The sequence below is a fragment of the Pseudarthrobacter sp. NIBRBAC000502771 genome (assembly GCF_006517215.1).
Taxonomy (GTDB): domain Bacteria; phylum Actinomycetota; class Actinomycetes; order Actinomycetales; family Micrococcaceae; genus Arthrobacter; species Arthrobacter niigatensis.
In genome coordinates, this window is record NZ_CP041187.1 from 476,176 (window position 1) to 501,185 (window position 25,010).

28 protein-coding genes and 1 pseudogene are annotated in these 25,010 nt (G+C 66.1%); 24 read left to right on the forward strand and 5 right to left on the reverse strand.

Annotated elements, in window-relative coordinates; genetic code table 11:
* Positions 1–44 precede the first annotated feature (44 nt).
* From NIBR502771_RS02225 to NIBR502771_RS02310, 18 genes are all read left to right on the forward strand, one after another.
* A complete protein-coding gene (locus NIBR502771_RS02225; RefSeq protein WP_141158276.1) occupies positions 45–497 on the forward strand; it encodes a hypothetical protein in 453 nt (150 codons plus the stop codon).
* On the forward strand, positions 494–811 hold the full coding sequence (locus NIBR502771_RS02230) for a hypothetical protein (RefSeq protein WP_141158277.1): 318 nt from the start codon (positions 494–496) through the stop codon (positions 809–811). Before NIBR502771_RS02225 ends, NIBR502771_RS02230 begins: the two co-directional genes overlap by 4 nt.
* 244 nt (positions 812–1,055) lie before the next feature.
* Positions 1,056–1,391, forward strand: coding sequence for an HK97 gp10 family phage protein (locus NIBR502771_RS02235; RefSeq protein WP_141158278.1), 336 nt, complete (start codon positions 1,056–1,058; stop codon positions 1,389–1,391).
* A gap of 19 nt (positions 1,392–1,410) precedes the next feature.
* Entirely contained in the window at positions 1,411–1,884 is a 474-nt protein-coding gene (locus NIBR502771_RS02240; protein ID WP_141158279.1) for a minor capsid protein, read from the forward strand.
* 10 nt (positions 1,885–1,894) lie between these two features.
* On the forward strand, positions 1,895–2,116 hold the full coding sequence (locus NIBR502771_RS02245) for a hypothetical protein (RefSeq protein WP_141158280.1): 222 nt from the start codon (positions 1,895–1,897) through the stop codon (positions 2,114–2,116).
* 95 nt (positions 2,117–2,211) lie between these two features.
* Complete coding sequence (locus NIBR502771_RS02250) at positions 2,212–2,913, forward strand: phage tail tube protein (protein WP_141158281.1); 702 nt, start codon at positions 2,212–2,214, stop codon at positions 2,911–2,913.
* 83 nt (positions 2,914–2,996) lie between these two features.
* Entirely contained in the window at positions 2,997–3,452 is a 456-nt protein-coding gene (locus NIBR502771_RS02255; protein WP_141158282.1) for a hypothetical protein, read from the forward strand.
* A gap of 161 nt (positions 3,453–3,613) precedes the next feature.
* Complete coding sequence (locus NIBR502771_RS02260; RefSeq protein ID WP_141158283.1) at positions 3,614–6,271, forward strand: hypothetical protein; 2,658 nt, start codon at positions 3,614–3,616, stop codon at positions 6,269–6,271.
* Positions 6,268–7,122 (forward strand): hypothetical protein, encoded by an 855-nt coding sequence (locus NIBR502771_RS02265; RefSeq protein WP_141158284.1) that lies wholly within the window; start codon positions 6,268–6,270, stop codon positions 7,120–7,122. Before NIBR502771_RS02260 ends, NIBR502771_RS02265 begins: the two co-directional genes overlap by 4 nt.
* Positions 7,123–7,131: 9 nt before the next feature.
* The gene (locus NIBR502771_RS02270; RefSeq protein WP_141158285.1) at positions 7,132–8,292 is read left to right on the forward strand and encodes a hypothetical protein; all 1,161 of its coding nucleotides are present in this window, start codon (positions 7,132–7,134) and stop codon (positions 8,290–8,292) included.
* Positions 8,289–9,251 (forward strand): hypothetical protein, encoded by a 963-nt coding sequence (locus NIBR502771_RS02275; RefSeq protein ID WP_141158286.1) that lies wholly within the window; start codon positions 8,289–8,291, stop codon positions 9,249–9,251. The genes NIBR502771_RS02270 and NIBR502771_RS02275 overlap by 4 nt, the downstream gene beginning before the upstream one ends.
* Positions 9,251–9,886, forward strand: a complete 636-nt coding sequence (locus NIBR502771_RS02280) for a hypothetical protein (protein WP_168225712.1) — start codon at positions 9,251–9,253, stop codon at positions 9,884–9,886. Before NIBR502771_RS02275 ends, NIBR502771_RS02280 begins: the two co-directional genes overlap by 1 nt.
* Positions 9,886–10,275, forward strand: coding sequence for a hypothetical protein (locus NIBR502771_RS02285; RefSeq protein ID WP_141158288.1), 390 nt, complete (start codon positions 9,886–9,888; stop codon positions 10,273–10,275). Before NIBR502771_RS02280 ends, NIBR502771_RS02285 begins: the two co-directional genes overlap by 1 nt.
* On the forward strand, positions 10,268–11,287 hold the full coding sequence (locus NIBR502771_RS02290; protein WP_141158289.1) for a hypothetical protein: 1,020 nt from the start codon (positions 10,268–10,270) through the stop codon (positions 11,285–11,287). Before NIBR502771_RS02285 ends, NIBR502771_RS02290 begins: the two co-directional genes overlap by 8 nt.
* An 8-nt stretch (positions 11,288–11,295) precedes the next feature.
* A complete protein-coding gene (locus NIBR502771_RS02295) occupies positions 11,296–11,682 on the forward strand; it encodes a hypothetical protein (protein ID WP_141158290.1) in 387 nt (128 codons plus the stop codon).
* A 15-nt stretch (positions 11,683–11,697) separates the two neighbouring features.
* The gene (locus NIBR502771_RS02300) at positions 11,698–12,204 is read left to right on the forward strand and encodes a hypothetical protein (protein ID WP_141158291.1); all 507 of its coding nucleotides are present in this window, start codon (positions 11,698–11,700) and stop codon (positions 12,202–12,204) included.
* An 8-nt stretch (positions 12,205–12,212) separates the two neighbouring features.
* Entirely contained in the window at positions 12,213–13,790 is a 1,578-nt protein-coding gene (locus tag NIBR502771_RS02305; RefSeq protein WP_141158292.1) for a sialidase family protein, read from the forward strand.
* Positions 13,791–13,899: 109 nt separating this feature from the next.
* A complete protein-coding gene (locus NIBR502771_RS02310; RefSeq protein ID WP_141158293.1) occupies positions 13,900–15,315 on the forward strand; it encodes a hypothetical protein in 1,416 nt (471 codons plus the stop codon).
* Here NIBR502771_RS02310 and NIBR502771_RS02315 read toward each other — a convergent pair.
* Positions 15,268–15,531, reverse strand: coding sequence for a hypothetical protein (locus NIBR502771_RS02315; RefSeq protein ID WP_141158294.1), 264 nt, complete (start codon positions 15,529–15,531; stop codon positions 15,268–15,270). The genes NIBR502771_RS02310 and NIBR502771_RS02315 overlap by 48 nt on opposite strands.
* A gap of 102 nt (positions 15,532–15,633) precedes the next feature.
* Here NIBR502771_RS02315 and NIBR502771_RS02320 point away from each other — a divergent pair, with 102 nt between their 5' ends.
* Positions 15,634–15,951 carry a hypothetical protein gene (locus tag NIBR502771_RS02320; RefSeq protein ID WP_141158295.1) on the forward strand — a complete coding sequence of 106 codons (318 nt, stop codon included), beginning with the start codon at positions 15,634–15,636 and terminating at the stop codon, positions 15,949–15,951.
* A gap of 194 nt (positions 15,952–16,145) precedes the next feature.
* Here NIBR502771_RS02320 and NIBR502771_RS02325 read toward each other — a convergent pair.
* Positions 16,146–16,424, reverse strand: a pseudogene (locus NIBR502771_RS02325) (MmcQ/YjbR family DNA-binding protein); the annotation flags it as partial.
* Positions 16,425–16,469: 45 nt separating this feature from the next.
* Between NIBR502771_RS02325 and NIBR502771_RS02330 the strand changes: the two are divergent.
* Entirely contained in the window at positions 16,470–17,510 is a 1,041-nt protein-coding gene (locus NIBR502771_RS02330; RefSeq protein ID WP_141158296.1) for an isopenicillin N synthase family oxygenase, read from the forward strand.
* On the opposite strand, the gene NIBR502771_RS02335 is transcribed toward NIBR502771_RS02330, so the two are convergent.
* A complete protein-coding gene (locus tag NIBR502771_RS02335; protein WP_141158297.1) occupies positions 17,507–17,932 on the reverse strand; it encodes a CoA-binding protein in 426 nt (141 codons plus the stop codon). The genes NIBR502771_RS02330 and NIBR502771_RS02335 overlap by 4 nt on opposite strands.
* A gap of 317 nt (positions 17,933–18,249) precedes the next feature.
* Between NIBR502771_RS02335 and acs the strand changes: the two genes are divergently transcribed.
* From acs to NIBR502771_RS02355, 4 genes are read left to right on the forward strand one after another with little or no spacing between them, the layout of a single operon-like run.
* Positions 18,250–20,202 carry an acetate--CoA ligase gene (gene acs, locus NIBR502771_RS02340; RefSeq protein ID WP_141158298.1) on the forward strand — a complete coding sequence of 651 codons (1,953 nt, stop codon included), beginning with the start codon at positions 18,250–18,252 and terminating at the stop codon, positions 20,200–20,202.
* Positions 20,199–21,392 (forward strand): dimethylsulfone monooxygenase SfnG, encoded by a 1,194-nt coding sequence (gene sfnG / locus NIBR502771_RS02345; protein WP_141158299.1) that lies wholly within the window; start codon positions 20,199–20,201, stop codon positions 21,390–21,392. Before acs ends, sfnG begins: the two co-directional genes overlap by 4 nt.
* Entirely contained in the window at positions 21,392–22,744 is a 1,353-nt protein-coding gene (locus NIBR502771_RS02350) for an O-acetylhomoserine aminocarboxypropyltransferase/cysteine synthase family protein (RefSeq protein ID WP_141158300.1), read from the forward strand. The genes sfnG and NIBR502771_RS02350 overlap by 1 nt, the downstream gene beginning before the upstream one ends.
* Positions 22,741–23,235 (forward strand): CoA-binding protein, encoded by a 495-nt coding sequence (locus NIBR502771_RS02355; RefSeq protein WP_141158301.1) that lies wholly within the window; start codon positions 22,741–22,743, stop codon positions 23,233–23,235. The genes NIBR502771_RS02350 and NIBR502771_RS02355 overlap by 4 nt, the downstream gene beginning before the upstream one ends.
* Before the next feature lie 60 nt (positions 23,236–23,295).
* Here the strand turns inward: NIBR502771_RS02355 and NIBR502771_RS02360 are convergent, their stop codons facing one another.
* Positions 23,296–24,231 (reverse strand): hypothetical protein, encoded by a 936-nt coding sequence (locus tag NIBR502771_RS02360; RefSeq protein ID WP_141158302.1) that lies wholly within the window; start codon positions 24,229–24,231, stop codon positions 23,296–23,298.
* On the reverse strand, positions 24,228–24,779 hold the full coding sequence (locus NIBR502771_RS02365; protein WP_141158303.1) for an RNA polymerase sigma factor: 552 nt from the start codon (positions 24,777–24,779) through the stop codon (positions 24,228–24,230). Before NIBR502771_RS02365 ends, NIBR502771_RS02360 begins: the two co-directional genes overlap by 4 nt.
* Positions 24,780–25,010 lie beyond the last annotated feature (231 nt).

Consider the following 25,010-nt stretch of genomic DNA (forward strand, 5'->3'; position numbering starts at 1 on the left):
CGCACACCACGTGCGGCCCACCCCCTCAACTCTTTGGAGGCACCATGGCCGGTCTGTTCGGCAACATCATCGTCCCGGACTCCCTCGCCCAGCCCGCGGACCTCGCCGCCTGGACACAGAAACCGGCACCGGACAACGCCGCCGTCCTGCTGCGGGAAGCCACATCGCTGGTGCTGTCCGCGTCCGGGTCCTCCTACTACGCCACCGACCCCGCCACGGGCCTCCCCACCGACCCGGCCGTGGCTAAGGTGCTGAACGACGCCACGTGCATCCAGGCCGCCGCGTGGGCCGCGCTTGGGATCGACCCGCTGCTGGGCGGGGTGCAGGTCGCGGCCGTCGCCTCACAGAAGAGCATCGGTACCGCGCACCTGACCTACGCCGACGCCGGCACGGCCGCGCAGGCACGGGCCGCTGCGCTCACCACCCTGGTCCCGGCGGCGGTCCGGAAGCTGGTGGAGAACAACCTGATGGACTCCAATGTCTGGATGTACGGGTGAGCGGCATCGAGGACTTCTACGTCCACACCGTGTCCGTGGAAACCCACACCGGGGCGGGTGCGTTCGGGGACACCTACAACACCCCCGCCACAGTCAACGGGTTCTTGGAGGGCAAGATCCAGCTGGTTCGGGCCACGGACGGGCAGCAGGTTGTCTCCAACTCCACGTTCTACTGTGCGGTGGCGGACGGGGCACGGTTCACCCCCGACTCCAAAGTCAACACCGGGGACCGCACCGCGTACGTGATCGCCCAGAACACCAACGACGCCCCCGGCCTCGGCCTCCCGGACCACGCCGCTATCTACCTGAAGTAAACTGAACGGTTGAGCCGCCGATATGAGGAGATGCTATGGGCAAGACAGACAAGACTGCGCCGGCTCGTATACAGCATGCCAACGGAACGCCGTGGCATAGGACCGGTGGCGTATGGTCAGGGATCCACGAGTTCGCTAATCGGTGGCACCGAAGCCAGCGTCGCCGCACTAAGACTGCGCTAGCTAAAGGCGACGACCCGGCTCCCAGCAGAGCCAAGCATGGTGCACGTTGGGACATGTACTGATGGGTGAGAGCTTCAGCATCCACCTTGACGAGATCACCGACGCCGTCCGCGAAGCGCTCCCCGGCGCTACGTTCAAAGCGATGGAACACCTCCGGCAAGTCGCCGTGTCCAAGACCCCGATCGAGACGGGCGACCTGCGGGCCTCCGCCTCCGTGGAACCCATCCCCAACGGGGCGAAGGTATACTACCCGGGGCCCTACGCCAGATATCAGCACTATGTCCTGGACCTCCGTCACGAGGAAGGCCAGGCCCTCTACCTGGAGCAGCCGCTGGTGCAAGAAACCCCAAAGATCCTGGAGATCGTTGCCACCGAATTACGCGCCGTCCTAGACTGACCCCACGAAAGGGGAACCGATGCCCGTCACTGTTGGCGCGTCTTCCACAGCCCGCGACCTCCTCACCGGCTTGGCGCGGATGATCGCTGACTCCGGGATCGGCGTGTACCGCCTCACCGGGGGGTACGCACCGAATGAGACGGCGATCGTGTTCAAGTCGATGCCGTCCGCCCCGGACCGGGCCATCGTCCTGACCGCGGTGCCGATGACGGACCAGGTCATGATTCCCATGGGCATGGTCCTCGTCCAGGCACGGTGCCGGGGCGTGGCCGGCGACCCTTTGGACGTGGATGACCTTGGGGACGCCGTGTTCGACCTGCTCCACGGGTTGAAGGACCAGACCTTCGGGTCCGTTCACATCATCCAGTGTCTGCGGAACTCGTCCGTCCCCATGGGGCAGGACGCCTCCCGCCGCTGGGAACGTGTGGATCATTTCTATATCGATTTGGATTATGCACCCACAACCAACCGCCCGGACGGTGGTTGGGACTAGACTGACCCGCATGACACCACAGCCTTCCGCGATCAACCTCACCTCCGGCCTTGCCCTCGGCGTGATCGGCGGTGTCGTGGCCGTGTTCGGCGGGATCATGCTGTGGGTCGGCCTGGTCCTCGCCCTCATCGGCGCGTACCAGGTGATCGTGGGCGTGTACCGGCTCGCCACCGCCATCGACCTGCTGGCGGCCCGCACGGTCCGGAAAGCCCCGGAGCCCGCCCGGAAGTAACCCCCAACGCCCATAACTGAATAGCCCACCCCTTCTAGCCCCGTAGACCTCTGCGGGGCTTTTTCATGCCCACAAAAGCCCCGTAGGAGGCAACCATGTCAGTTTCTCTGGCGCGCCGTTTTAAAGTTGATGTTTCGAACGACGGCACCACCTGGGTCCCGTTCAAGGGCATCCAGGACTTCTCCCCGCAGGAGAACTCCACCACCCAGTCCACCGCCACCTATGACAACGCCGGGTTCGACTCGTTCGAGAAGACCCTCACCGGCTGGGGTGTCACGATCAAGGCGAACCGGCCGACCACGGCCGGGGTGTTCGACCCGGGCCAGGAGCTCGTCCGCGCCGCACAGTTCCAGTTCGGTGACGCCGCCCGCGTGTACATCCGCTACTACGACCGCAACGGCGCCGCCGGGGCCAAGTCGGGCCGGGCCCTGATCGAGTGGAACCAGTCCAAGACCGGTGTGGCCGACGTTGAGGAAGTCACCGCAACGTTCAAGGGCGACGGTGTCCTCTCCGACATCGCCAACCCGTACAACGCCGCCGCCGTCCCCGTGATCACTACCGCCACCCCGTCCGGTGTCGCCGTGGGTGGCCTGGTCCGGATCCAGGGTGCGAACTTCACCGGCACCGTCTCCACCACCGGGGTCAAGTTTGGTGCCACGAACGCCACCACCTGGGATGTCATCAGCGACTCCCTCATTGAGGCGGTCATGCCCGCCGGTACCGCTGGTGCGGCGAACATCACCGTCACCAACGCCGCCGGCGCTTCCACCGCGTATGCCTACACACGTGGTGCGTAGCTAAGACCGGCCCGGCCGGCGTTGTGAGTGCGCCGGCCGGGCCCCACCCCCACTCACACCCCACTCACAGCAAGGACACTCACATGGCATTGCGACCGTACGAAGAAATCGTTGGGCCCCTGGTCATCCCGGCCCGCGGCAAGCACTACACCCTCCCCATCATCAGCCTGCAGGACGGGCTCCGGATGCACGCCGCAGCGCACGGCGGCGAAGACCTCTCCCTGGCCGACCTGACCACCATCATCCTCGGTGACGCCCGCCAGCAGATGCTGGACGACGGTGTCCCCCTCGCCGTGATCGACCGGGCCCTCTGGGCCGGGATCGCTGACTACCAGCAGGGCCGTGAAGCCGCCGAACAGGTCTGGGAGAACGGCGTCCCAAAAGCGGTGCTGGAGGAGCTGACGAAGATCCTCACACAGGCCCCAACGACCCCACCGGCCGCGGAGAGTACGACCCCGCCACCGGGCTCTGGGACTACTACGAAACCGAAGAGGGCTCGGGCCTCACGTGGGAAGGCATCCTCTCCCACTGGGTCCTGATCGTCGCTGACTTCGCCCACCTGTACGGCATCCGGCTCCACCGCGACCCGGTGACCTGGCACGAGTTTACGGACCTGGTCGCCGGGCTCCTGGCGACCGACCAGTCCCGGCTGTGGCGGGCCACCCAACCAGTAACAGAGCAACCACCGGAAGGGTGAGGCATGGGTACGACGACCACGGGCAGCATCGACGCGAAACTGACCGTTGATGATTCCGACTTCAAGCGGGGCATGACCGAAGCGAAAGCGGAGGCCAAGGAAGTCGGTGCCCTGGAGCCCACCGTCAAGGTTGACGCCAATGTCGGCCCGGCCCTGGCGAAGCTGGAGGCCGTCCAGAAGGCGGAGCGGGACCTGGACATCGCGTTCCAGCGCTCCACGATCGCCCAGGAAAAGCTGGACGTCGTCACCAAGAAGTACGGTGAGGACTCTGCCCAGGCCGCGTCGGCACGGCTGGCCCTGACCCGGGCCACGAACGCGGAGTCCGACGCCCAGGCCAAGCACGCCGGGCTGCTCGCACGGGACACGGAGGAGCAGGACAAGAACACCGAGTCCACGAAGGCCGGGGTCCACGCCAACCGTGACCGGGTGTCCGGGCTGCAGGTCCTCCTAGCCCTCGCCCCGGGCATCCTTGCCGCCGCCGCCCCCATCGCCGGGGCCGCCACCGGCCTCGCTGTCGGGTTCGGCGTCATGGGCCTCTCCGGTGTGCTGGCGTTCAAGGGCATCAAGGACGCCATGGAGGTGGGCGACAGTGTAGGGAACACCTACGCGGTCGGGCTGCAGGGCATCAAGGGCGACCTGAACGCCCTCGCCGGCACCAGCGCGAACGCCATGCTGGCATCCTTCAACGACATGGTGGGGGACATCAACTCCCGGATGCCGTTCCTCACCCAAATGATCGGGCAGGGGTCCATCGCGCTGGGCCAGATGGGTGGCACAGCACTCCGTGGCGTGCTGGACGGGCTGCGGACCATGAACCCGCTGCTGCAGATGGGTGAAGCGGAGCTGGGCAAGTTTGTCACCTGGCTGTTCTCCTTCAACGGCACGTCCGGGTTCAACGACTTCATTGTCTACTCCATGGACAACCTGCCCTCGGTGATGCACCTGCTGGAGAACCTGGTCATCACGGGCGGCCACATCCTCTCTGCGTTCGCCCCGCTGGGCCCGGTCATGCTCACCCTGCTGAACGGGCTCACGGACGGGCTGAACGCTCTTCCCCTGCCGGTCCTCGCCGGGCTCGTGACGACCGCGACCCTGCTCGGCCCTGCCCTGCGGATGGCGTTCGCCCCTGGCGTGTCCACCCTGATCATCGCCGTGGCTGAGGCCATCGGGTACACGGGGGTGATGGCGAACCTCGCCGTCCCCGTGGTCGGTATCCTCACCGCCGCGATCGCCGGGATCGGCGTCATGGCGGCCACCTCCGCGCTCGGCACCTCCAAAGGCACTGAGGCGCTCCGCGACTACACCCAGGCCCTGAAAGACGACAACCTGGCCATTGGCGACCACGTCAAGGCCCAGGTAGCCAAGGAACTCGTGGACACCGGGGCCGCCGAAGCCGCGCAGCGCCTCGGGCTGTCCCTGATGACCGTGCAGCAGGCCGCGATCGGCAACAAGACCGCCATCGAGGCCGTGAAAAACGTCACCGATGATGCGTCCAAGAAGATCATCGACTGGACCTCGGGTGGGGCGTACGCGTCGGAGCAGAACAAGCGGCTCTCCGCGGACGTTGACCTGATGCGGAACAGTGTCCTTGGCGCGTCCGGGGCCGTGCAGGAGCAGCTTGATAAGCAGAAGCTCCTGAACGAGATGCTGCGCCCGACCACGGAAGCCGTGCAGGGGCAGACGTCCGCTCTGGGCATGCAGGCCACCGCGTTCGGCACCACGGTGCAGGCCCTGCAGGCGGCCAAGGACGCCCAGGACAAGAACGCCCAGTCCACCGCCGACGCGACCCTGAAAATGCAGTTGGAGAACGACGCTGCCGGGCTGCTGAAGATGACCCTTGACGGGCTCAACGGCAAGGCCATCTCCGCCGCCCAGGCGCAGAACGCTTTCGACTCGTCGCTGGCGAACATGGGCACGCACGTGGACAAGACCGGCAAGCAGATCACGTTCACCACCTCCAGCATCAACGACATGTCGGCCGCGTCGGTCGCCCTCCGCGGCCAGTTGAACACCCAGGTGTCACAGCTCATGGCCGTGGTGGAGGCCAACGGCGGGCTGTCGAACTCAACCGCTGAGGCTAAGGGCCAGATGGCGGCCATGCGGCAGCAGATCATCGACAACGCGGTGGCGCACGGTGTGGACAAGACGGCTGTGGAGCAGTACATCGACAAGCTGTTGCAGGTCCCCAAGAGCGTGCCGCCCACGAAACTGGACGTGGACACGTCGGCGGCGGAAGCCGCCCTGCAGGCGCTGACCCGGCGCCGGACGGTGGAGATCACCGCGATCACCACCCAAGTTCGCGGCGGCGGATCACCGGATGACCCGTCCATGACCGCGCTGAACCCAGCCCAGCGCGCTGACGGCGGTGAGGTCCTGTACCGGGCCGGCGGCGGCGGGGTGCCATTCCGTCCCTCGGGGACGGACACGGTCCCGGCAATGCTCACCCCCGGTGAGGTTGTCATGAAACGGTCCTCGGTGGACTCCCTGGGGCTAGGAAACCTGCTCCAAGCGAACCGGACCGGGTCCTGGCCGGAACAGAACAGCGGACCGGTGAATGTCATGGTCATGATCGGCGGTGAAGCGGTCGATTCGCGGTTTGTCCAGATTGTCCACCAGGAACTTGACGGCGTAGCCCGCCAGATCGGAGGGATGCGCCGATGACCGTTGTTATTGCCACCAGCGGATCCATCACCCTGGAACTCGAACCCGTGGACGGCACACCCCCCGCCGTGAGGGTCACCGTTTCCGGGGTGACATCCACCACGGTGTTCACCCTGCAACGGTTGTGTGAGGGCCGGACCGTCACGGTCCCCGGGTGGCGGGCACGGCAGTTCGTTGACTCCGTCGTGGACATGGACTGGGCCGCCCCCACGAACCGGCCCATCACCTACACGCTGTTGGTCAACGGGGTGACCGTCACCTCCGCGACGGTCACCCTGCCCAGCGCCTACGCCTGGTTGCAGGACCCGCTTCAGCCAGAGAAGTCCCTCCGCTTCGGACTCGCCCGGGACAGTGTCGGGACCGCCGTACTGGACCACAAGTCCCTGAAGCAGTTCACGTACAAGGCGAACGCCGGCACCATGCAGGTGCTGGGCGCCCCGGAGCCCACCGTGTTCGGCGGTCAACGCCAAGCCTCATCGGGGGTCGCCTACCAGATCCGGACGATCACCGAAGCGGACGCCGCGGTCATGGAAACACTGATCGATGAGACACCGATCCTGCTCGTCCGGCCGCTCCCCCAGATGGTCGGGGTCCCGGCCGTCGCGTACCTGGTGGGCGACGTCGTCCAAGTCCCGTTCACGACCCACCTCCCGGGTGAGCATCAACGCTACTGGTCGGTGACCGGGGACGTGGTCGCGGCGGTCCTGAAAGCTGCCGTGTCCGGGTCCGTCACCTACGACCAGGTCCAGCAACTGCTGGCCGGCTACACGTACGACCAGGTTCAGGCGAAGGCCGCGGCGACAACGTACCTGGACTGGCAGAAAAACCCGCTCATCTTCAGCACACTCTAGGAGGAACGCATGAGGCCGATTTCCTCGACAATGCTGGACGCCATCGCGGGGTCGGCCCCGGACGCCAGGGTCACCGCCGCAGCATGGTACGACGGGATCCTCCGGGAACCGGAGCTACCGATCTCCACCTGGTCGGCCACCTGGAACGGGGCGGACAACACCCTGATCCAAGGGCAGGCGTCCGTGACCGTGGCGGATCCCACGGGCCGGCTCGCCCCGTGGGGGTTCGATGAACCGCTCTCCGCCGCCGGGTCCCGGCTGCTGCTGACGTTCCGGTGCGGGGATGAGGCCGTGGACCTTGGCTGGTTCACCGTCGCGGACAACCAGCCAACGGAGCAGTGGCGGCTGGTCGGGTCCAAGCTGACGTGGGTGTCCGGCGGCGCGTCGATCCCTGTCGGGCTCTCCGACCTGACCCTGTTGGTGCAGGATTCGGGGTTCATCGCCCCGGAAGCCCCGCCCACAGGGGCGACGGTCCTGTCAGAGGTGCGGCGGCTGCTGACGGGGATCTGCCCGGTGATCGTGGCCGATGGGGTCACGGACGCGGGGGTCCCGTCCACCATCGTGTACAAGGATGACCGGCTGGCCGCCGTGCAGGACCTGGTCCGGGTGATCAACTGCCGGTACCGGATGACAGGGAACGGCTCCCTGGAGGTGTACCCGCTGACCCAGTCCGCGCCGGTCTGGACGATCCAGGGCGGGGACGGCGGGGCGCTGGTGTCGTTGAACCGGCGGCAGACCCGGGCGGACCTGATCAACGGGGTGGTGTCCACCTCCAACGACCCGTCCGTGGAGATCCGGGCACTGGCGACGGTCACGGCCGGGCCGCTGCGCTGGGATGGGCCGTTCGGGCGGAAGATCGCCCGGCACAACGCAATCGCCACCACCCAGGAAGGTGTGGAAGCTGACGCGAACACCTACCTGAACAACACGGCCGTGTTGAAGACGCTGCCGTTGACGGTGCTGTGCAAACCGCACCCGGGGATTCAGATCGGGGATTGGGTGCGGGTCGCGCAACCGACCATCAACGGGGCAGCGTACCCGCTGGACGGTTTGGTCACCGCGGTGCAGTTGAAGGGCTCCGCAACCGGGGTTGACCCGATGCAGTTGACCGTGAACTGCGCACTGGCCGATGTGCAGGCTGTGGGCCTGTCCGTGAGGGGTGCGGCGTGAACCTCGCGGAGCAGGTCCCGGACCCGTTCGACGGGGTGAAACTCGTCCCCGGCTACGCTGACACCTACCCGAATGTGCGGATCGGTGGTCTGCCGCAGCCGGCGGCGTGGCCCTCCGGGGTGTACGCGGCCCCGGGGGAGCCGGTGTTCATCGCGCAGATCGTCAAGGCTGACGCCCCGGCGCAGAACGTCGTCGTGGGCCGGGTCGGCCCGGACGGTCCCCGGGAGGGCACGGTCACGACCGTGCCGGGCGGGTCTGACACGATCACCGTCACCGCCGCGGGCGCCGACTACACGGCGACGTTCCTGGCCGCCTACACCCCTACCGTGGGGGACCGGGTGCGCCTGTTCTGGCAGGGCAAGGATGTGACCGCGATCGGCAAGGTCGGGGTCACCCCGGCGCCTGCCGCCCCGACCGGGACCACACCGTCCGGGACCACGCCACCACCGGCCCCGGCGTCTTCGGGGACGTTCCCCGCCCCGGCCGTTGACTCGGCCACATACTGGTCCGGCGGCGGGTGGGATTCGATCCGCCCCTACGGAGGCATCGTGACCCAGGGCACCGTGTACGGGACCACGAACGTGGTCACCGGGGCATGGTTCTACGGCACGTCCATGGCGGAGCTCGCTGGGGCGACGATCAAACGGGTCCGGTTCCGGGTCCCGCAGCGCCGCACCGTGGGCGACTACAACAGCGCCCTGACCCTGCACCTGTACGCACACACCTCCGCGTTACGCCCGGGAGGGGACGTGACGCGGGTCAGTGGCCCCACTGATGTGACGATCCCGGCCGGGTGGAACCCCGGCCCCGGGGACGGGTTCATAGACCTGCCCACAACCATCGCCGCCACCCTCATCGCTGGTGGCGGTATTTCCATCTCCGGTGACCCGTACCTGAGTTTCGTCGGCAAACCAGCAGACCCTGCCTCCGGGCAACTACTCATCGATTGGAGCCGGTAATGACTGGTGTGACGCGTTGGAATAAGACGAAAACCCCGGCGGGGGTGGACCCGTGGAGCCTGACCCCGGACATCGGGGCCGCCCTTGATTCGGCTAACGTCGTCATCCCGGTGGCGTCCGCGACGGAACGTGACGGGCTGGCGGCCACCGCCCCCGGCGGGGTTCTGCCGGTCCCCACCGTGGTGTGGCGGACGGATAAGAACCGTCTGGAGACGTGGAACGGCACAGTGTGGCGGGCCGGGTTCGGGACCACGTATACGCCGATCTGGACCGGTGTGACGGACTTCGGCACGGGCGGGTCCTTGACCGGCACGTACTGGGTGGACGGGGACCGGGTCACGGTCCGGTCCCGGGCTAAGTTCGGGTCCGCCGCGACCATGGGCACCGGGGCCGTGTACTGCCCACTGCCCACAGGCCTGCCGATCGGCGGTAATGAGAACGCGAACCTGGGCACCGGCTTCCATGTCACCACCGGCGGCATCCTCCGGCCCCTGATGGTGTTCGCAGGCTCATCCACCACCGCGTCCGTATGGACCACGCAGATCCCCGTGCAGACTCCCGGCGGTGCCAGCTACCCGGCCGGCAACGGCGACTACATGGAGATCAGCATCAACTACCAGACGAGTGGTGCCTGATGGATCCCACACTGCAGCTCATCGTCAACGTCGGCGCCGCGGCCACCGCGATCGCCGCGATCATCGGCCTGCCCCTGGCATTCGTGAAGGGCTGGCCGCTGCTGAAGCGCGCCGTGGCCATCGGCGGGGCGTTGGAGAAGCTCCCGGAGATGGCGGTGGAGATCAGCGCCCTGACCATCGGGCAGCGCACCCAGGCAGAAACCCTCGCCCACCAGAATGACCAGCTCGCCATCATCAAGCATGAGGTGGAGTTCAATAACGGTTCCTCGGTGAAGGACGCGGTGGTCCGGACGGAGAAGGCGACCGCCGCGCTCGGAGAGAAGCTGGACGCGCACCTGTCCGCACCGAAGACCACGATCAACGTGACAGGGGTGGCACCGCATGAGTGAGTGGATGCCCGGGGCGCTGCAGCGCCCACAGCCCGGTGGAGTGACCCTTGATACTTCCTTGCCTCCCCGTTTCGTCTGGCACATCACCTGGGACCAGCTGAAGCCGGACGGCTCACAGCCAGCGTTCAGTGCCGTAGCCGATTACCTGGCCCGGATGAAGTACTGCCCGCACATCATGTGGAACCCGTTCACCGGGTACATGGAGCAGTACTACCCAGCATCGGTCGGTGGGCGGGCGCTGAAGTACAACAACCAGGACGGTGCCGCCTGCATCCAGGTAGAGGTGTTCTTCACCCCCGGCTGCGTGGTTGACGGGGTCCGGTATGACACGGTCGCTGACACGCCGCTGGTCGGGTTCGCTGACCTGCTGGCTTGGGGTGAGTCCCTCGGCGTGCCGCTGGTTTGGCCGATGGGTGCCCCGCAGTGGCAGGGGAACAACCGGGACGCGGCGATCTGGAATGCCAACGCCGGGCATTACGGGCACTGCCACTCCCCGGGCGACACCCACACAGACCCCGGCCCCATGCCTGACCTGAAACGGGGCGGTATCACGCTCCAAAGCCAATCGATCACCCCCTTGGAGGAAGACGTGCCCCTGACTAAAGAAGAAGTTGACTGGATCGCCGGCCGCGTGGCTGAGGTCATCCAGCCCATGCACGATGTCACCAGGGCCTTCATCCCTGGAGCCGTGTGGGACGTACCGCTGCCCTACCGCGACCCGGTTACCGGCGCTGAGACAGGCCAGAAGACCACCGGCAAGACGGTCATGGGCTTCACAGACTTCAACCACAACGCCACCCGCACCGCACTGCCGGCGGCGGTCCTGAACCAGAAGTTCACACTCCCGGACGGGACCGTGACGAACCTCGCCGGGATCCTCGCCGCGATCAACGCGAAGCCCACGGCCGCAGGAGGGACCGCCATGGTTGCCAGCGACCCCGCCGCGATCGCTGACGCGGTCGTGAACGCCATCGTCACCAACGTCGGCATCAAAACCACGATCACCAAGTAAGGACCACCATGAAAACCCCCATCTCCCCGAAGGTCACGGCCGCCGGCCTGGCCGGTGTCATCTCCGCCCTGCTGCTCTCCGTGATCACCCTGATCACCCCGGATCTGTTCGACGGGCTGGGGAAGTGGTCAGGGCTCGCGTACGGGCTCACGATCGCTGTGGTGACTGCGGTGGCTGGGTACTTGAAGAATGACCCGCTGCGGGTCACCCAGCCGGTCCCCACTGAGCCCCCTGCCCCGGCCGCTGCCGCCGTTGTTGTGAACGCCCCCGCTACCGCTGCCGAACCTGCCGCGGCCACCACGTTCACCGCGACCGCCGCGAAGATCGACGCCCTCCCCGACATGGCCCCTGTGGTGCCGGCGCCGGCTGAGGTCGCACCCATCCTCCCCAACTAGTTCCAGGAGCCCCCTGTGGTCGCTTACACGTTCTCCAGACTTCCCACCGCGAACTTCAATACCACTCCCCCGTCCATTGCACGGTCCGCGACGGGAAGCGTGTACGACATCGGGGACACCGGGTTCACCACCCCGCTGAACATGACGCTGGTTATTGGCGGGGCTGTGGTCACCACGATCTCGTCCGACGCGCTGGGCTTCCTCCCGGACTTCAGCCTGGACGGCCGGGTGAAGTGCGTGTGGAAGCAGGCCGGTTCATCGTTCGCCACGGTGTTGACGACGTCGGACCCGATCGCCGGGCCGGTCGGCCCGCAGGGTGTGCAGGGCCCCCCCGGCGTGGCTGATGACGCGTCCATGGCCGCCCTCGCCAACTCCCCCACGAGCGCGTTCTCAACGGCACTTTCTGCCACTTATGTCACGTTCAAAAACTTCGACGGGACACCCGTGACCGGCAAGCATGTGGAGATCACTCTGACGGCAGACGGCACTGACATCGACAACATTAGGGTGGTGACTCCGTAGTGGGGTACATGAGAGACAAAACCGGTAAGCGCCTCGATTCCTTCGAGGTTGCGAGCAAGCCAGCCGCTGCCGTCGCAGCCCTGGCCCTCGCCGGCAGCAAGAAGACCGGGAACCTGCGCGGCGGGACAATATCCACCACCGTCAGCGGGAGCGGACACAACGCCTTCCCCGGCCTCATCATCTGCGACGACGGAAACCTCCTGGCCGTGTGGCGTTCCGCCCCGCAGCACAACCCCACCCCCGCGCCCGCCGGGGTTATCAAGGCCCGGAAGTACAGCACCGACCTGAAGCCACTCGGGGCCGAATACACCGTTCTAACCGATGCGCTTGACTTGCGCGACCCGATGCTCACGAAACTGGCTGATGGCCGGATCATCATGCAGTACTTCAAGCACGACGGCTCAGCCAACACCATCGCGGGCGTGTTCGTGGGCATCAGTTCAGACAACGGCGCGACCTTCACGCAGCTTTCCAAGGTGCCATTCACCTGGGACACTCTGATCGGGTCCTCTGGGCGCATGGTCGTTGCACCGAACGGTGACTGGCTGGTAGCGGCCTACGGGCGTACCTCGGCTACGTTCCAGCACATCCGGCTCATGCGCTCCACCAACCAGGGAGCCTCATGGTCCGGAGAGGTAACAGTTGCTGAGGGGCAAGCCGAGTCCCGCAACTACATGGAACCGGTCATCGGGACGCTGCCCGATGGCCTGACACTCATGTGCCTGATCCGGGTAGCGAACTCAGACGGCACGAGTCCCGCGATCTACCGGACGGTCAGCACGGACAACGGCGCAACCTGGTCCGCTGAGGCCTCAGTAGTAGCCGGGGACGGTGGGCGCCCGGCGTGGGTCCGTCTCGCGTCCGGCGGTCTGCTGCTGGTTACCCGCGACCAAGCCACCGCGCCCTATCCGGTCCGGTTCCGCGCTTCGTGGGACAACGGCCTGACGTGGTCAACCCTGACGCAGCTCGGGGCTGCACCGGCCAGCCAGGGAACGTACGCCCAGCCCATCGAAGTGGCGCCCGGCCTGATTGCCGTTACCTATGCCATCGAGGCAAGCTCAACGAGTTCGACCGTGACGCTTGCTTACCTTGCGGATGGCTACGGGATCTCGCCGGCAGGAGATGACTTCAGCGACCCGGAAGGGACACTCTTCAAGGGCGCTGGTGAGGGCGGCTCCGTGGGCGGGGCCTCGGCTGCAAGTCAGGTTCTCGGCTGGCCGATCTGGACCCTCGGAGCCTCTGCTGCGGATCAGTGCGCTTTCGTGTTCCGTATCCCTACCTCGTGGAAGTCGTTCGACATCGACGTGCTGTGGGTGAACTACCTCGGCGGGACCACCGCAGACGTGGTGTTCCGTCATGACCACGAGCAGTGCAACGCTGGCGCCACGTTCACCGCCGCCGCAGGGGCCACTGCCACGGTCACGACGGGTAACCAGTACATCCTCACGAACACGCCGATGGCGACAGGCGTGGCGCGTGTCGGTGAGTTCCTGCGGGTAAAGCCGACCCGCTTGGGCGCTGACGCTGCCGATACCTACGCGAACAACATTGGCATCGTTGGAGTGCGGGTGCGGCGGGCCGCATAGCGGGGCGGTATCCTAGCGCAGTCTCCGGGCGGACTGCGCTAGGATACCCAAGGCAGTGCCCTCCGTGGGTTGGCACTCTTGACGCCTAGCCTCGGGGGAAAGCAAGTAAATGATGTTGAGACGCGCATTCCTAGGATTCGTCTACGCGCTATTCCTCGGCTGGCTGGCCATTCCCGCACTGAATGCACTCCGGACAACGGACTTCCTAACGGACAACGCCGTGCTAACGCAGGCGGCCCTACTGATCATAATTCCGGCCGTCATGCTACTCCATTCGGTAGTATCCAACCGGCACAGCCTCGCATGGTCGATGTTCTGGGTATGGTCCCTGATCTTCCTCGGACTGGCATCGACCTACCAAATCAGTAGAGGCCAATTCCCTTGGCGCGGGACACTGGCGGTAACCGACATCGTGGAGGCGCAGCAACTCATCCTCATCGCGCATGCAGTCACCATCGCTTTCTACTTCCTCACCGCAGCCAGATCGAAGCCCCAGGAAGTTATCCAAGTTGAAGCGAAGTGGGACGGCCGACACTTCAAGCGTGCGGTCATCTCCACTATGGTCATCCACGTATTCGTCGTGGCAATGTTCGCTGCACTCATGGGTTCCTCAATGTTTGCTGGACGGGCAACCTTCCAATCGATGCTTCTGGCTAGGGCCGGAACTCCCGGATTCGGTTCCATGTACTTCATTTCCAACGCTGGGGCCATCATCATCCCGGCCATGGCAATAATTCTCCGCAAGCGTGGCATGAATCTCCCAATCCCGTTGATCGGGCTGTCCGTAGCTGCGTCCTTCCTGGCAACCAATCCGTTCATCGGCTCCCGGTTCCTTACCGGAAGCTTCCTGGTCGCCGTCGTGGGGGCGCTCCTGACAGCGAACCAGCGGCGCGGGCTCCCGGGTGGGATGATCCTCGCGTTCGTAACTATCTTCCCGACACTCGACCTCCTCAGAGGTGACGGGACAGGTGCTACGCAACTGGCCATCAGCGACCCTGCCGATACGCTGACCGACTTCGACTATGACGCTTTCGAGATGCTAACCAGGGAAGTGAGCGTCAATGGCAACCTCCCTGCCGGGCTGCCTTCAACCGGCGATCTGCTGATCGCGCCGTTCTTCCGCTGGATACCTTTCCTTGCTCGCGGGGTTGAAGGTCACGCTTCAGGTCCTGTAGTCGCCCAGAGCACCCACATGACGTACACCAACGTGTCAATGCCGCTGTGGGCGGAGGCCCACTTGATCGGGGCGCTACCCGGGGTGATCATCGCGTTTGCGGTGCTCGGCGTCCTGCTTGCCCGCACACGCTCGACCGGGCATTCCGTGTTCGGAATCCTGATCGAATTGCCGATGGCCGCACTGCTGTTCATCGTACTTAGGGGCTCGCTGTACGAAGTCCTCGGCTACCTGCTGCTGGCGTGTGCCCTGGCTTGGGCGTTCGCCAGGGCGGAACGGAAAGACCGACTGGAGGAAGCCGAGTCAGCAGGTCCGGTTCATGTACCCGCCGGCTCCCTCAGGGTCGAGTAGCTTCTCAGCCATTTCGCCGGGAGCGTGCTTCGCTATGTCGGCCAAGTCGCTGACGCTCGCCGGGCCGGAAGCCGTGATGCGCTGGTACTCGCTGCAAAGCTCGCTCGTGCTCCACTTGTCGCCGCCCATGCTCCAGGGCATCAGCAGCACCAGCAAGGTGATTGCCACGAAGGCTGCGGCATACGGCAATACGTGCTTCACGAGAACATCCCCCATGGCACCCATTGTAGGGGTCAATAAGACCGGTTAAGTTCCCCAACTGAAATTGCGCCCCATTCTCTTCGGAGGGTGGGGCGCTTTCGGTGGTTAAGTGGGGGCGTGGGACTCTTCGATGATCAGACCAGGTTCGTGCAGGACGGGGCGGAGTACGAGCACGCCGACCCGCGGCCGGAGATCATCCCTGGGCGCGTCCGCAGGTTCGTCTACGGCGGAGAGCCCAAGGTCATCGCCCAGGTTCCCCTCGCTGGCGGCGGGACGGTCGAGGTCCACGGCTACGCGACCCACTACAACCAGGACTGGGTGAACGTCGCCTGGACGGACGACACATTCCAGCACATTACGTGCTGGGTGCCGGCGGCGGATGTGCGCCGCCCGGGTGAGGGTGAGTGGCGGGGCAGGTTCGTCCAGTTCGGCTAGGGAGGTTTCAGGGAGGTTCGGCCACCCCGGGCGAAAGAACCTGACTGTAAGTTCCACACTATTCCCTACGGAACATCCCTACTGTTCCGGCCGCTGGATCCAAGGCCCGGGCATGAAAAAACCCCGCCAATCCGGGGCTAAACCAGATCGGCGGGGCTTGGTAACTCGGTAGCGTAGACTTAGGAACAAAGCGTTAGATTCTTACCGTTCCAGTGGGTCTTGTTCATGTGCCACGCGCCGGTAATCGCCGGATGCACTGCCCGCAGCTGCACGGCAAGGGCCGGTTCGCACTTCAGGTTCACGTAGAAGTCGTCCTCGTCCATGGATGACAGGGCAAACAGCTTCGCCTCGTGGCGGGCGCCCCCGGCGATGCGGGACCGCACTTTGAAGACAGACGTTTCCGGTCCGAACGGAAAATCCTCGTAGGCGCCGGGAAACGAAAGGCAGATTGTCCGCAGCGCGTTGGGGTCCATGAAGGAAGCCTATAAAGCAGGCGGGTACGGTGCTAGTCTGCGAGGATGTCACGCGACCAGGGAGCCATTCCTGTTCTGGATCTGAGTTCCGCACGGCAGCCCTACGGATCCTTCAGCCCGGAATTCATCGAGCAGCTGCGGCATGCCACCCATGACGTGGGCTTCTTCCAAATCACCGGCTACGGCGGGCGACCCGGCCAGGCTGAAGAGTTGCTGGGCCTTGTGCGGCAGTTCTTCAACCTTCCCCTTGCCGAGCGGATGAAGCTGGACAACCGCCTGTCCCCGCACTTCCGCGGCTACACCCGCATGGGCACCGAAGTGACCCAGGGCCGGGCGGACGCGCGGGAGCAGATCGACTACTCCCCCGAGCGCGACCCGGTGCCGGACTTCCCGGAGGACCAGCCCTACTGGCTGCTGCAGGGGCCGAACCTCTGGCCCGGCGAAGCGTTCCCCCCGCTCAAGCCCGCCGCCATGGAATGGGCTGACCTCATGTCAGAGGTAGGGATGGAACTGCTGCGGGCCATCGCGGTTTCGCTCCAGTTGCCGGAGGACTACTTTGATGAACCCTTCCGGGACACCCCGGCGTGGATGGGCAAGCTGGTGCACTACGTGGGTGGTGTCGTGGAAGAAGCCGGCGACCAGGGCGTCGGCTCCCACGCCGATTACGGGTTCGTGACGCTCCTGCTGCAGGACGGCGTAGGCGGCCTTGAGGTCCTGCCGCCCGGTACCAGCGAATGGCTGCCGGTGGAGCCCCTGCCGGGTGCGCTGGTGGTGAACCTGGGTGAGATGCTGGAAGTGGCCACCGAGGGTTACCTGGCGGCCACCATCCACCGTGTCCAGGCCCCACCGCCGGGCGTGGACCGCTACTCGGTGCCGTTCTTCTGGTCGCCACGGCTGGACGCTGTCATCGAGCCCGTTCCCCTGGCGCCTGAACTGAAAGCGGCGGCCCGCGGCATCACGGACGATCCCGCCAACCCGCTGCTGGCATCCTTCGGCCTGAACATGCTTAAGGGGCGCATGCGCGCGCACCCGGACGTCACCGAACGGCATTATCCGGAATTGCTGAAGCAGCCGGGGGAGCCCTAAAGCCCATATTTCCAGGCAACCTGGGCGGGGCAGGCGTTCATCACCACATCTAGGCCGGCCGCCTTGGCGCGCTCCGCCGCCGCTTCGTCAATGACGCCCAGTTGCAGCCACACAGCCTTGGCACCCACAGCAATGGCCTGGTCAACCACGCTGCCCACCTTCTGTGAATTCACAAAGCAATCCACGACGTCGATGGGCCGCTTTTCCGCCGGAATGTCCGCCAGGGTGCGGTACCCCGGTTCGCCGTGGACCGGATCCCCTGGCAGGTTGACGGGGATGATGTCCATGCCCAGCCGGTCGCGGATCAACAGCGAAACATCATAGGCTGAGCGCCACTCATTGGTGGTCAGGCCCACAATGGCCCATCGGCCCTTGGTTCGCATAAGCCGTTCAATGACTGCAGGATCGTTCGTGTGGCCCATGGGTTCAGACTACGCTCCCTACCCGAAGTCACAGCGCGTCGAATAAGAGAATGATTCACGGCACTAGTGGAGGTCATGAACGAATATTACGCGGCGGACGCAAGGGTTTGCTCTTGCCGATTCACTGGAGTGTAGTGGTCTTTGACCATCCCGAGCGGCCGAGAGACCTGGGTCGATGACGCCGCAGCAATCCTGGTCGCCGGACGGCCCCAATGCCGCGGCGATAGCAAAGACCGCAGCCGCGGGTACCTGGAGCTGACCGCTCCCGGAGGGCTGCCTCCACAGGGTGCTACCGCCAGGACCGATGGAGTGAAACGATGGGCGTGAGCACCACCGAAACGATGCACCTGAACGCGGGAGTGCACCCGGACAACGTTGCCTTCTGGGAACAGCAGGCGCTGCGCCTGGACTGGGATACCCCGTGGCACACGGCGCACCGCTGGAATCCGGCGGACCCTGAAGCCGGCCGCGGACCGGAAATCACCTGGTTTGAAGGCGGACGGCTCAACGTGGCAGCCAACTGCGTGGACCGCCACGTCGCGGCCGGCCGCGGAAACAAGGTGGCCCTCCACTTCGAAGGCGAGCCGGGCGACCGAAGATCCATCACGTACGCCGAACTCCAACGAGAGGTGGCCAAGGCCTCCAATGCCCTCCTGGCCCTGGGCATCACCAAAGGCGACCGCGTGGTCATCTACCTCCCGGTCATCCCGGAGACCGTCATCATCACGCTCGCCGTGGCCCGGATCGGCGCCATCCACTCCCTGGTGTTTGGTGGTTTTTCCGCCGAAGCGCTGAAGTTCCGGGTGGAGGACACGGGCGCCAAGCTCCTGGTCACCACGGACGGCCAGTTCCGCCGCGGCGTGGCCGTTCCCGTGAAGGACAACGCGGACGCAGCCGTCGCCGGGGACAATGCCATCGAACACGTCCTGGTGGTCAACCGCACCACCCCTGCCGGCCAGCTCACAACCGTGCCCATGACGGAAGGCCGCGACGTCTGGTGGCATGACGCCGTCGGGAACTCCGCGGACGTCCACGAACCGGAGGCGTTCGACGCCGAGACGCCGCTGTTCATCATGTACACGTCCGGGACCACCGGGAAGCCCAAGGGCCTGGTGCACACCTCCGGCGGCTACCTGACGCAGGCGTCGTGGAGTTTCGAGCACCTGTTCAGCAACCCGGACCCCGCGCTCCGGGACCGCGACGTGCACTGGTGCACGGCCGATCTCGCCTGGGTTACGGCGCACACCTACGAGATCTACGGACCGCTGTCCAACGGCGCTACGCAGGTCATCTTCGAGGGCACCCCGAACACGCCCCACCCGGGCCGGCATTTCGAAATCATCGAGCGCTACGGCGTGACGCAGTACTACACCGCGCCCACCCTGGTCAGGTCCCTTATGGGCTGGTTCCCGGACGGCGTGCCGGACACCTACGACCTGTCCTCCATCCGCCTGCTCGGCACCGTGGGCGAAGCGGTCAACCCGGAGGCCTGGCGCTGGCTGCGGGAGAACGTGGGCGCCGGCACCGCACCCGTGGTGGACACGTGGTGGCAGTCCGAAACCGGCGCCACCATCCTCTCCCCCGCGCCTACGGACACAAGTTTCAAGCCCGGCTGCGCCGCACGCCCGCTGCCGGGGGTCAGCACCAGGATCGTGGACGACGGCGGCAATACCGTTGCGCCGGGCGTCCAGGGAAACATCGTGGTTGACTCCCCCGGGCCCGCCATTGCCCGCACCGTCTGGGGTAACCCACGGCGCTACTTCGATTCCTACTGGAGCAAGTACGCGGACCGGGGCTGGTTCCTGGCCGGCGACGGCGCCAAGTACGATGCCGACGGTGACATTTGGATCCTGGGCCGCGTGGATGACACCCTGAACGTCTCCGGACACCTGCTCTCCACCATCGAGATCGAATCCGCCCTGGTATCGCACCCGGACGTCGTGGAGGCCGGAGTCTGCCCGGTAGCGGATCCGAAGACCGGCCACGCCGTGGTTGCCTTCGTCGTCCTGAAGGCCGGGGCCCCGGCCGACTGCCTCGACGAGCTCCGGAACCACGTCGCCAAGGAGATCGGCCCCATCGCCAAGCCGCGCGACGTCGTCGTGGTTCCCGACGTTCCCAAGACCCGCAGCGGCAAAATCATGCGCCGGCTGCTCACCCAACTGTTCGAAGGAACAACCCTGGGCGACACCACCTCACTCCAGAACGAACCGGCCATCGCCGGCATCCAGGACGTCCTGCGCCAGCGGGCCCTAACGAAGGAAGAATCATGACAGACATCAGCAACGTCGCACGTCTCTCCGAGCCCCTCAAGTTCGCCTACTGGGTGCCCAACGTTTCCGGCGGCCTGGTGGTATCCACCATCGAGCAGCGCACCGGCTGGGACTTCGACTACAACAAGAAGCTGGCGCGCATCGCCGAGGAATCCGGCTTCGAATACGCCCTGACCCAAACCCGGTACGCCGCCTCCTACGGCGCGGACAAGCAGCACGAGGCCACCTCGTTCAGCCTCGCACTGCTGGCCGCCACGGAGCGCCTGAAGGTCATCGCCGCAGTCCACCCGGGAATGTGGCACCCCGGCGTGCTGGCGAAGTACATCATCACTGCCGACCACATCTCCAACGGCCGCGCCGCCGTGAACATCGTCTCCGGCTGGCTGAAGAGCGAGTTCACCAACTTCGGCCTGGAGTGGCTGGAGCACGACGAGCGCTACGTCCGCACCGAGGAATTCATCAACGTCCTGCGCGGGTTGTGGACCGAAAAGGAATACAGCCAGTCCGGCAAGTACTACAACATCACCGATTTCACCCTGAACCCCGCCCCTGTGGACGTCCCGGGCCGCGCCCACCCGGAGATCTTTTTCGGCGGAAACTCGACGGCGGCCCAGGCCACCGCGGGCCGCGTGGCGGACTGGTACTTCTCCAACGGCAAAGACCTCGAGGGTTTCAAGGACAACATCGCCGGAGTGGTGGCCGCTGCCGGCGAAACCGGCCGCGGCGCCGGAGGCCCGCTGGCCGCTCCCCGGTTCGGCCTCAACGGGTTCGTCATCGCCCGCGACTCCGAAAAGGAAGCCCGGGACACCCTGCGCGAGATCGTGGAAAAAGCGCACAAACCCGCCGTCCAGGGCTTCCGCGACGCCGTGCAGGAAGCCGGCGCCTCCACCAAGGACGGCAAGGGCATGTGGGCTGACTCCACCTTCGAGGACCTGGTCCAGTACAACGACGGGTTCAAGACCCAGCTCATCGGCACCCCCGAGCAGATCGCTGAACGGGTTGTCGCATACAAGAAGATCGGCGTGAACCTTTTCCTCACCGGCTACCTGCACTTCCAGGAGGAGGTGGCGGCGTTCGGACGCGACATCCTCCCGATCGTGCGCGAACTGGAGGCCGACCTGGCCCGGAAGAACGGTACGGAACTGGACCTGTCCGGAACCCCGGTTGCCGCCGAAGCGGTGGCTGTCTAATGGCTGAACGCGCCTTCGGTTTCCGCACCCGCGCCCTGCACGCCGGGGGCACCCCCGACGCCGAGCACGGCGCCCGCGCCGTACCCATCTACCAGACCACGTCCTTCGTCTTCAAGGACACCAACGACGCCGCCAACCTGTTCGCCCTCCAGAAGTACGGCAACATCTACTCCCGCATCGGCAACCCCACCGTCGCGGCGTTCGAGGAGCGCATCGCATCCCTCGAAGGCGGCATCGGGGCAGTGGCCACGTCCTCGGGCATGGCCGCTGAGTTCATCACGTTCGCCGCCCTCACCCAGGCCGGCGACCACATCGTGGCAGCCTCCCAGCTGTATGGCGGCACCGTGACCCAGCTCGATGTCACCCTTCGCCGGTTCGGCGTCGACACCACCTTCGTCACCGGGACCGACCCTGCAGACTACGCCGCGGCGGTCCGGGACAACACCAAGGCCATCTTTGTGGAGGTGGTGGCCAACCCGTCGTCGGAGGTCCAGGACCTGGCGGGGCTGGCCAAGGTGGCACGCGACGCCGGCATCCCCCTGGTGGTCGACGCCACCTTGAGCACGCCGTACCTGGTGCGGCCCATCGAACACGGCGCCGACATCGTGATCCATTCCGCCACGAAGTTCCTGGGCGGCCACGGCACCACCCTGGGCGGCGTGGTGGTTGAAAGCGGCCGCTTCAACTGGGGCAACGGCAAGTTCCCCACCATGACCGAGCCCGTGGCTTCCTACGGCAACGTCTCCTGGTGGGGCAACTTCGGCGAGTACGGCTTCCTCACCAAGCTGCGCAGCGAGCAGCTGCGCGACATCGGCCCGGCGCTGTCGCCGCAGTCCGCGTTCCAGCTGCTCCAAGGCGTTGAGACACTGCCGCAGCGGCTCGACGAGCACCTGAAGAACGCGCGGGCCGTGGCCGAGTGGCTGGCAAACGATGACCGGGTGGCCTATGTCAACTACTCCGGCCTGCCCTCCCACCCGCACTTCGAGCGGGCCAAGAAGTACCTGCCGCTGGGCCCCGGATCAGTCTTCTCCTTCGGGGTGAAGGGTGGGCGCGCCGCGGGGCAGAAGTTCATCGAATCCCTGCAGCTGGCTTCCCACCTGGCCAACGTGGGTGACTCCCGCACCCTGGTGATCCACCCCGGCTCCACCACCCACCAGCAGCTCAGTGCGGCACAGCTGGAATCCGCGGGCGTGCCGGAGGACCTGGTCCGCATCTCGGTGGGCCTTGAGGACATCGAGGACATCCTGTGGGACCTGGACCAGGCACTCGCCGAAGCCTCCAACGCCGCGGCCCGGGACGCCATTGTGGTCGAAGAACCCGCAGACGCCTGCACGATCGGAGCAAACGCATGAGCACCGCCGAACGCACCTGGTCCGGCCCGTCAGCACCGGAGCGGCTGGCGTTGCTCCGGCAGGCGAAATCCATCGCCATTGTCGGGGCTTCCGACAAACCGTCGCGGGCCAGCTACTTCGTGGCCACGTACCTGCTCTCCTCCACCCGCTACAAGGTGTACTTCGTGAACCCGGTGGTGAAGGAGATCCTGGGCCAGCCCACGTTTGCATCCCTGGCGGACCTGCCGGAAAGCCCGGACATCGTTGACGTGTTCCGCAAGCACGACGACCTTCCCGGCGTCCTTGACGAGGCAGTGGCCGCCGGCGCCAAAACACTCTGGCTGCAGCTGGGCTCCTGGCATGAAGGCGTCGCGGCAGGCGCGGAAGCCGCAGGGCTCAACGTGGTGATGGACCGCTGCGTGAAGATCGAGCACGCGCGCTTCCACGGCGGCCTCCACCTGGCCGGTTTCGATACCGGCGTGATTTCCTCCAAACGCCAGGTCATCGCCTGACCGCCGCTGAAGAAAACAACAGCGGGTCCGTTTAACGGGCCCGCTGTTGCCGTCTTTCGGCTATTTCGCCGGAGACGTGGGCCGGGGGCCGTTTCCCTGCCCCGTGCCCTGGGAACCTGCCTGGCCCTGGACCACTCCGGCAGTGGGTTTCGCTGGCCCGCCGGCCGCACCCGCCGCTGCGGGCGCATTATCCGGCGCGGGTGTGCCCGCCTTCCCCTGGTTCGCGGCGGCCGGTCCTGCCGGCTCTTCCGCCGCAGTTCCTTGGTTCTCCGTGCCGCGGCCAGCTCCGTTGCCCTGCGTGGCCGGCCCTGCCCCCGCAGGCAGACACATCCTGCCGGCTGCTTCGTGATTGACGGGACCGGCGCAGAGCGGCGTGCCAGTGTGCGCATGCCCTGTGTGCCGGGAAGTTCCGGCCTGGTCCGGCAGGAGGCGGGAGGCGAGGTTGGCCGCGTCGGTGGCCCCGCCCGCTGCGGCCTCCGGGCCGGCGGCGGCAAGTTCCCCATCGGAAGCCACCCTGGGAGCACGGTAGCCGTAGCCGGCGGCCGACGGCTCGCTCACCGAACTGTTCCAAGGCGACAAATCCGCCAGCAGCTGCTCCACGGGGCTGTTCCCGGGAGGTGCTGAGCTGGCGGCTACCCCGCCAACTCCCAGCCCCATGCCGGCCACCAGCACCAGCCCCAGCGTGGTGGGGCGGTGCCTGCGACGGCGGCGGCGCGCCAGCTCATCGGCGGGCGGTCCATCGTCCTGGTCAGCTTCGCGTTCTCCAGGCTGCCTGCCTGCGGCATCGAGTGCGCCGGCAGGTACGGGGGCCTCCCCCCGGGCCGGCCCGCCAGCCGTGAGCAGTGCAGCGAGCTCCCCGGTGGGCTCGGGCGTGGGAATGGACGCGAGGGCACCCAGCGAATGGAGGGCGCCGCGAAGGTCCGCGTCCTGTTCGAAGCCGACATCCAGCAGCATGTCATCGACGAGGGCGGCAAGGTCATCCGGGGCAGGCGTCATGGCGCGAGGTACTCCTTCACTGCGGCAAGTTCCCGGAGTTTCAGCAATGCGCGCCGCTGAAGCTGCTTGACCGAACCAGCGCTCTTTTCCATGGTCTCCGCCGTCTGTTCCACCGTGAGGCCACCCACGAGGCGCAGCGACAGGACGTCCCGCTGGTCCTGGGGCAGCCCGTCCAACATCCTGAGGACTTCCCGGGGTGCGATGCGCTGCAGTGCTTCCTTCTCCGCCGACATGTCCTCGCGCCGGTCCAGCTCGGGCTCGAAGGGCAGCTTGGCCGGAGTACGGCTCTGGCGGCGGTGGTCATCCACCATCCGGGCGTGGGCAACAGAGAAGATGAAGGTCCGCAGCCCGGACTCCCCTCCGCGCACGGTACCGAGCCGTGGCAACACGGACAGGAACACTTCCTGCATGGCGGCCTCCGGATCCTCGACTCCCCGGGCCGTGAGATAGCCCAGAACCTGTGATGCATACGCCTTATAGACCAGGCTGAAGGCAGCGGTCCCGGACTCTGGCCGGTCCGGAGCCTCGTCTGTCTGTGCATCGGTCACTGACGTGGTGCTTTCCGTCAAGAAGGGCGGTGGCAAGGCAAGCGTTCAGTACATCCGGAACGCTGCGCCTAGTCTACCCTCCAGTAACCGCGCAGCCAGAAGCGCCACGGCCCGCGGCCAGCGACGGGCGCAGCCTGGCAGCCACCCTTGCGGAAAGACAAAAGAGCCGGTCTGGAACGTGATGGGGGACAGGTTCCAGACCGGCGCTTCATAGAGGTAATCGCTCCGGCC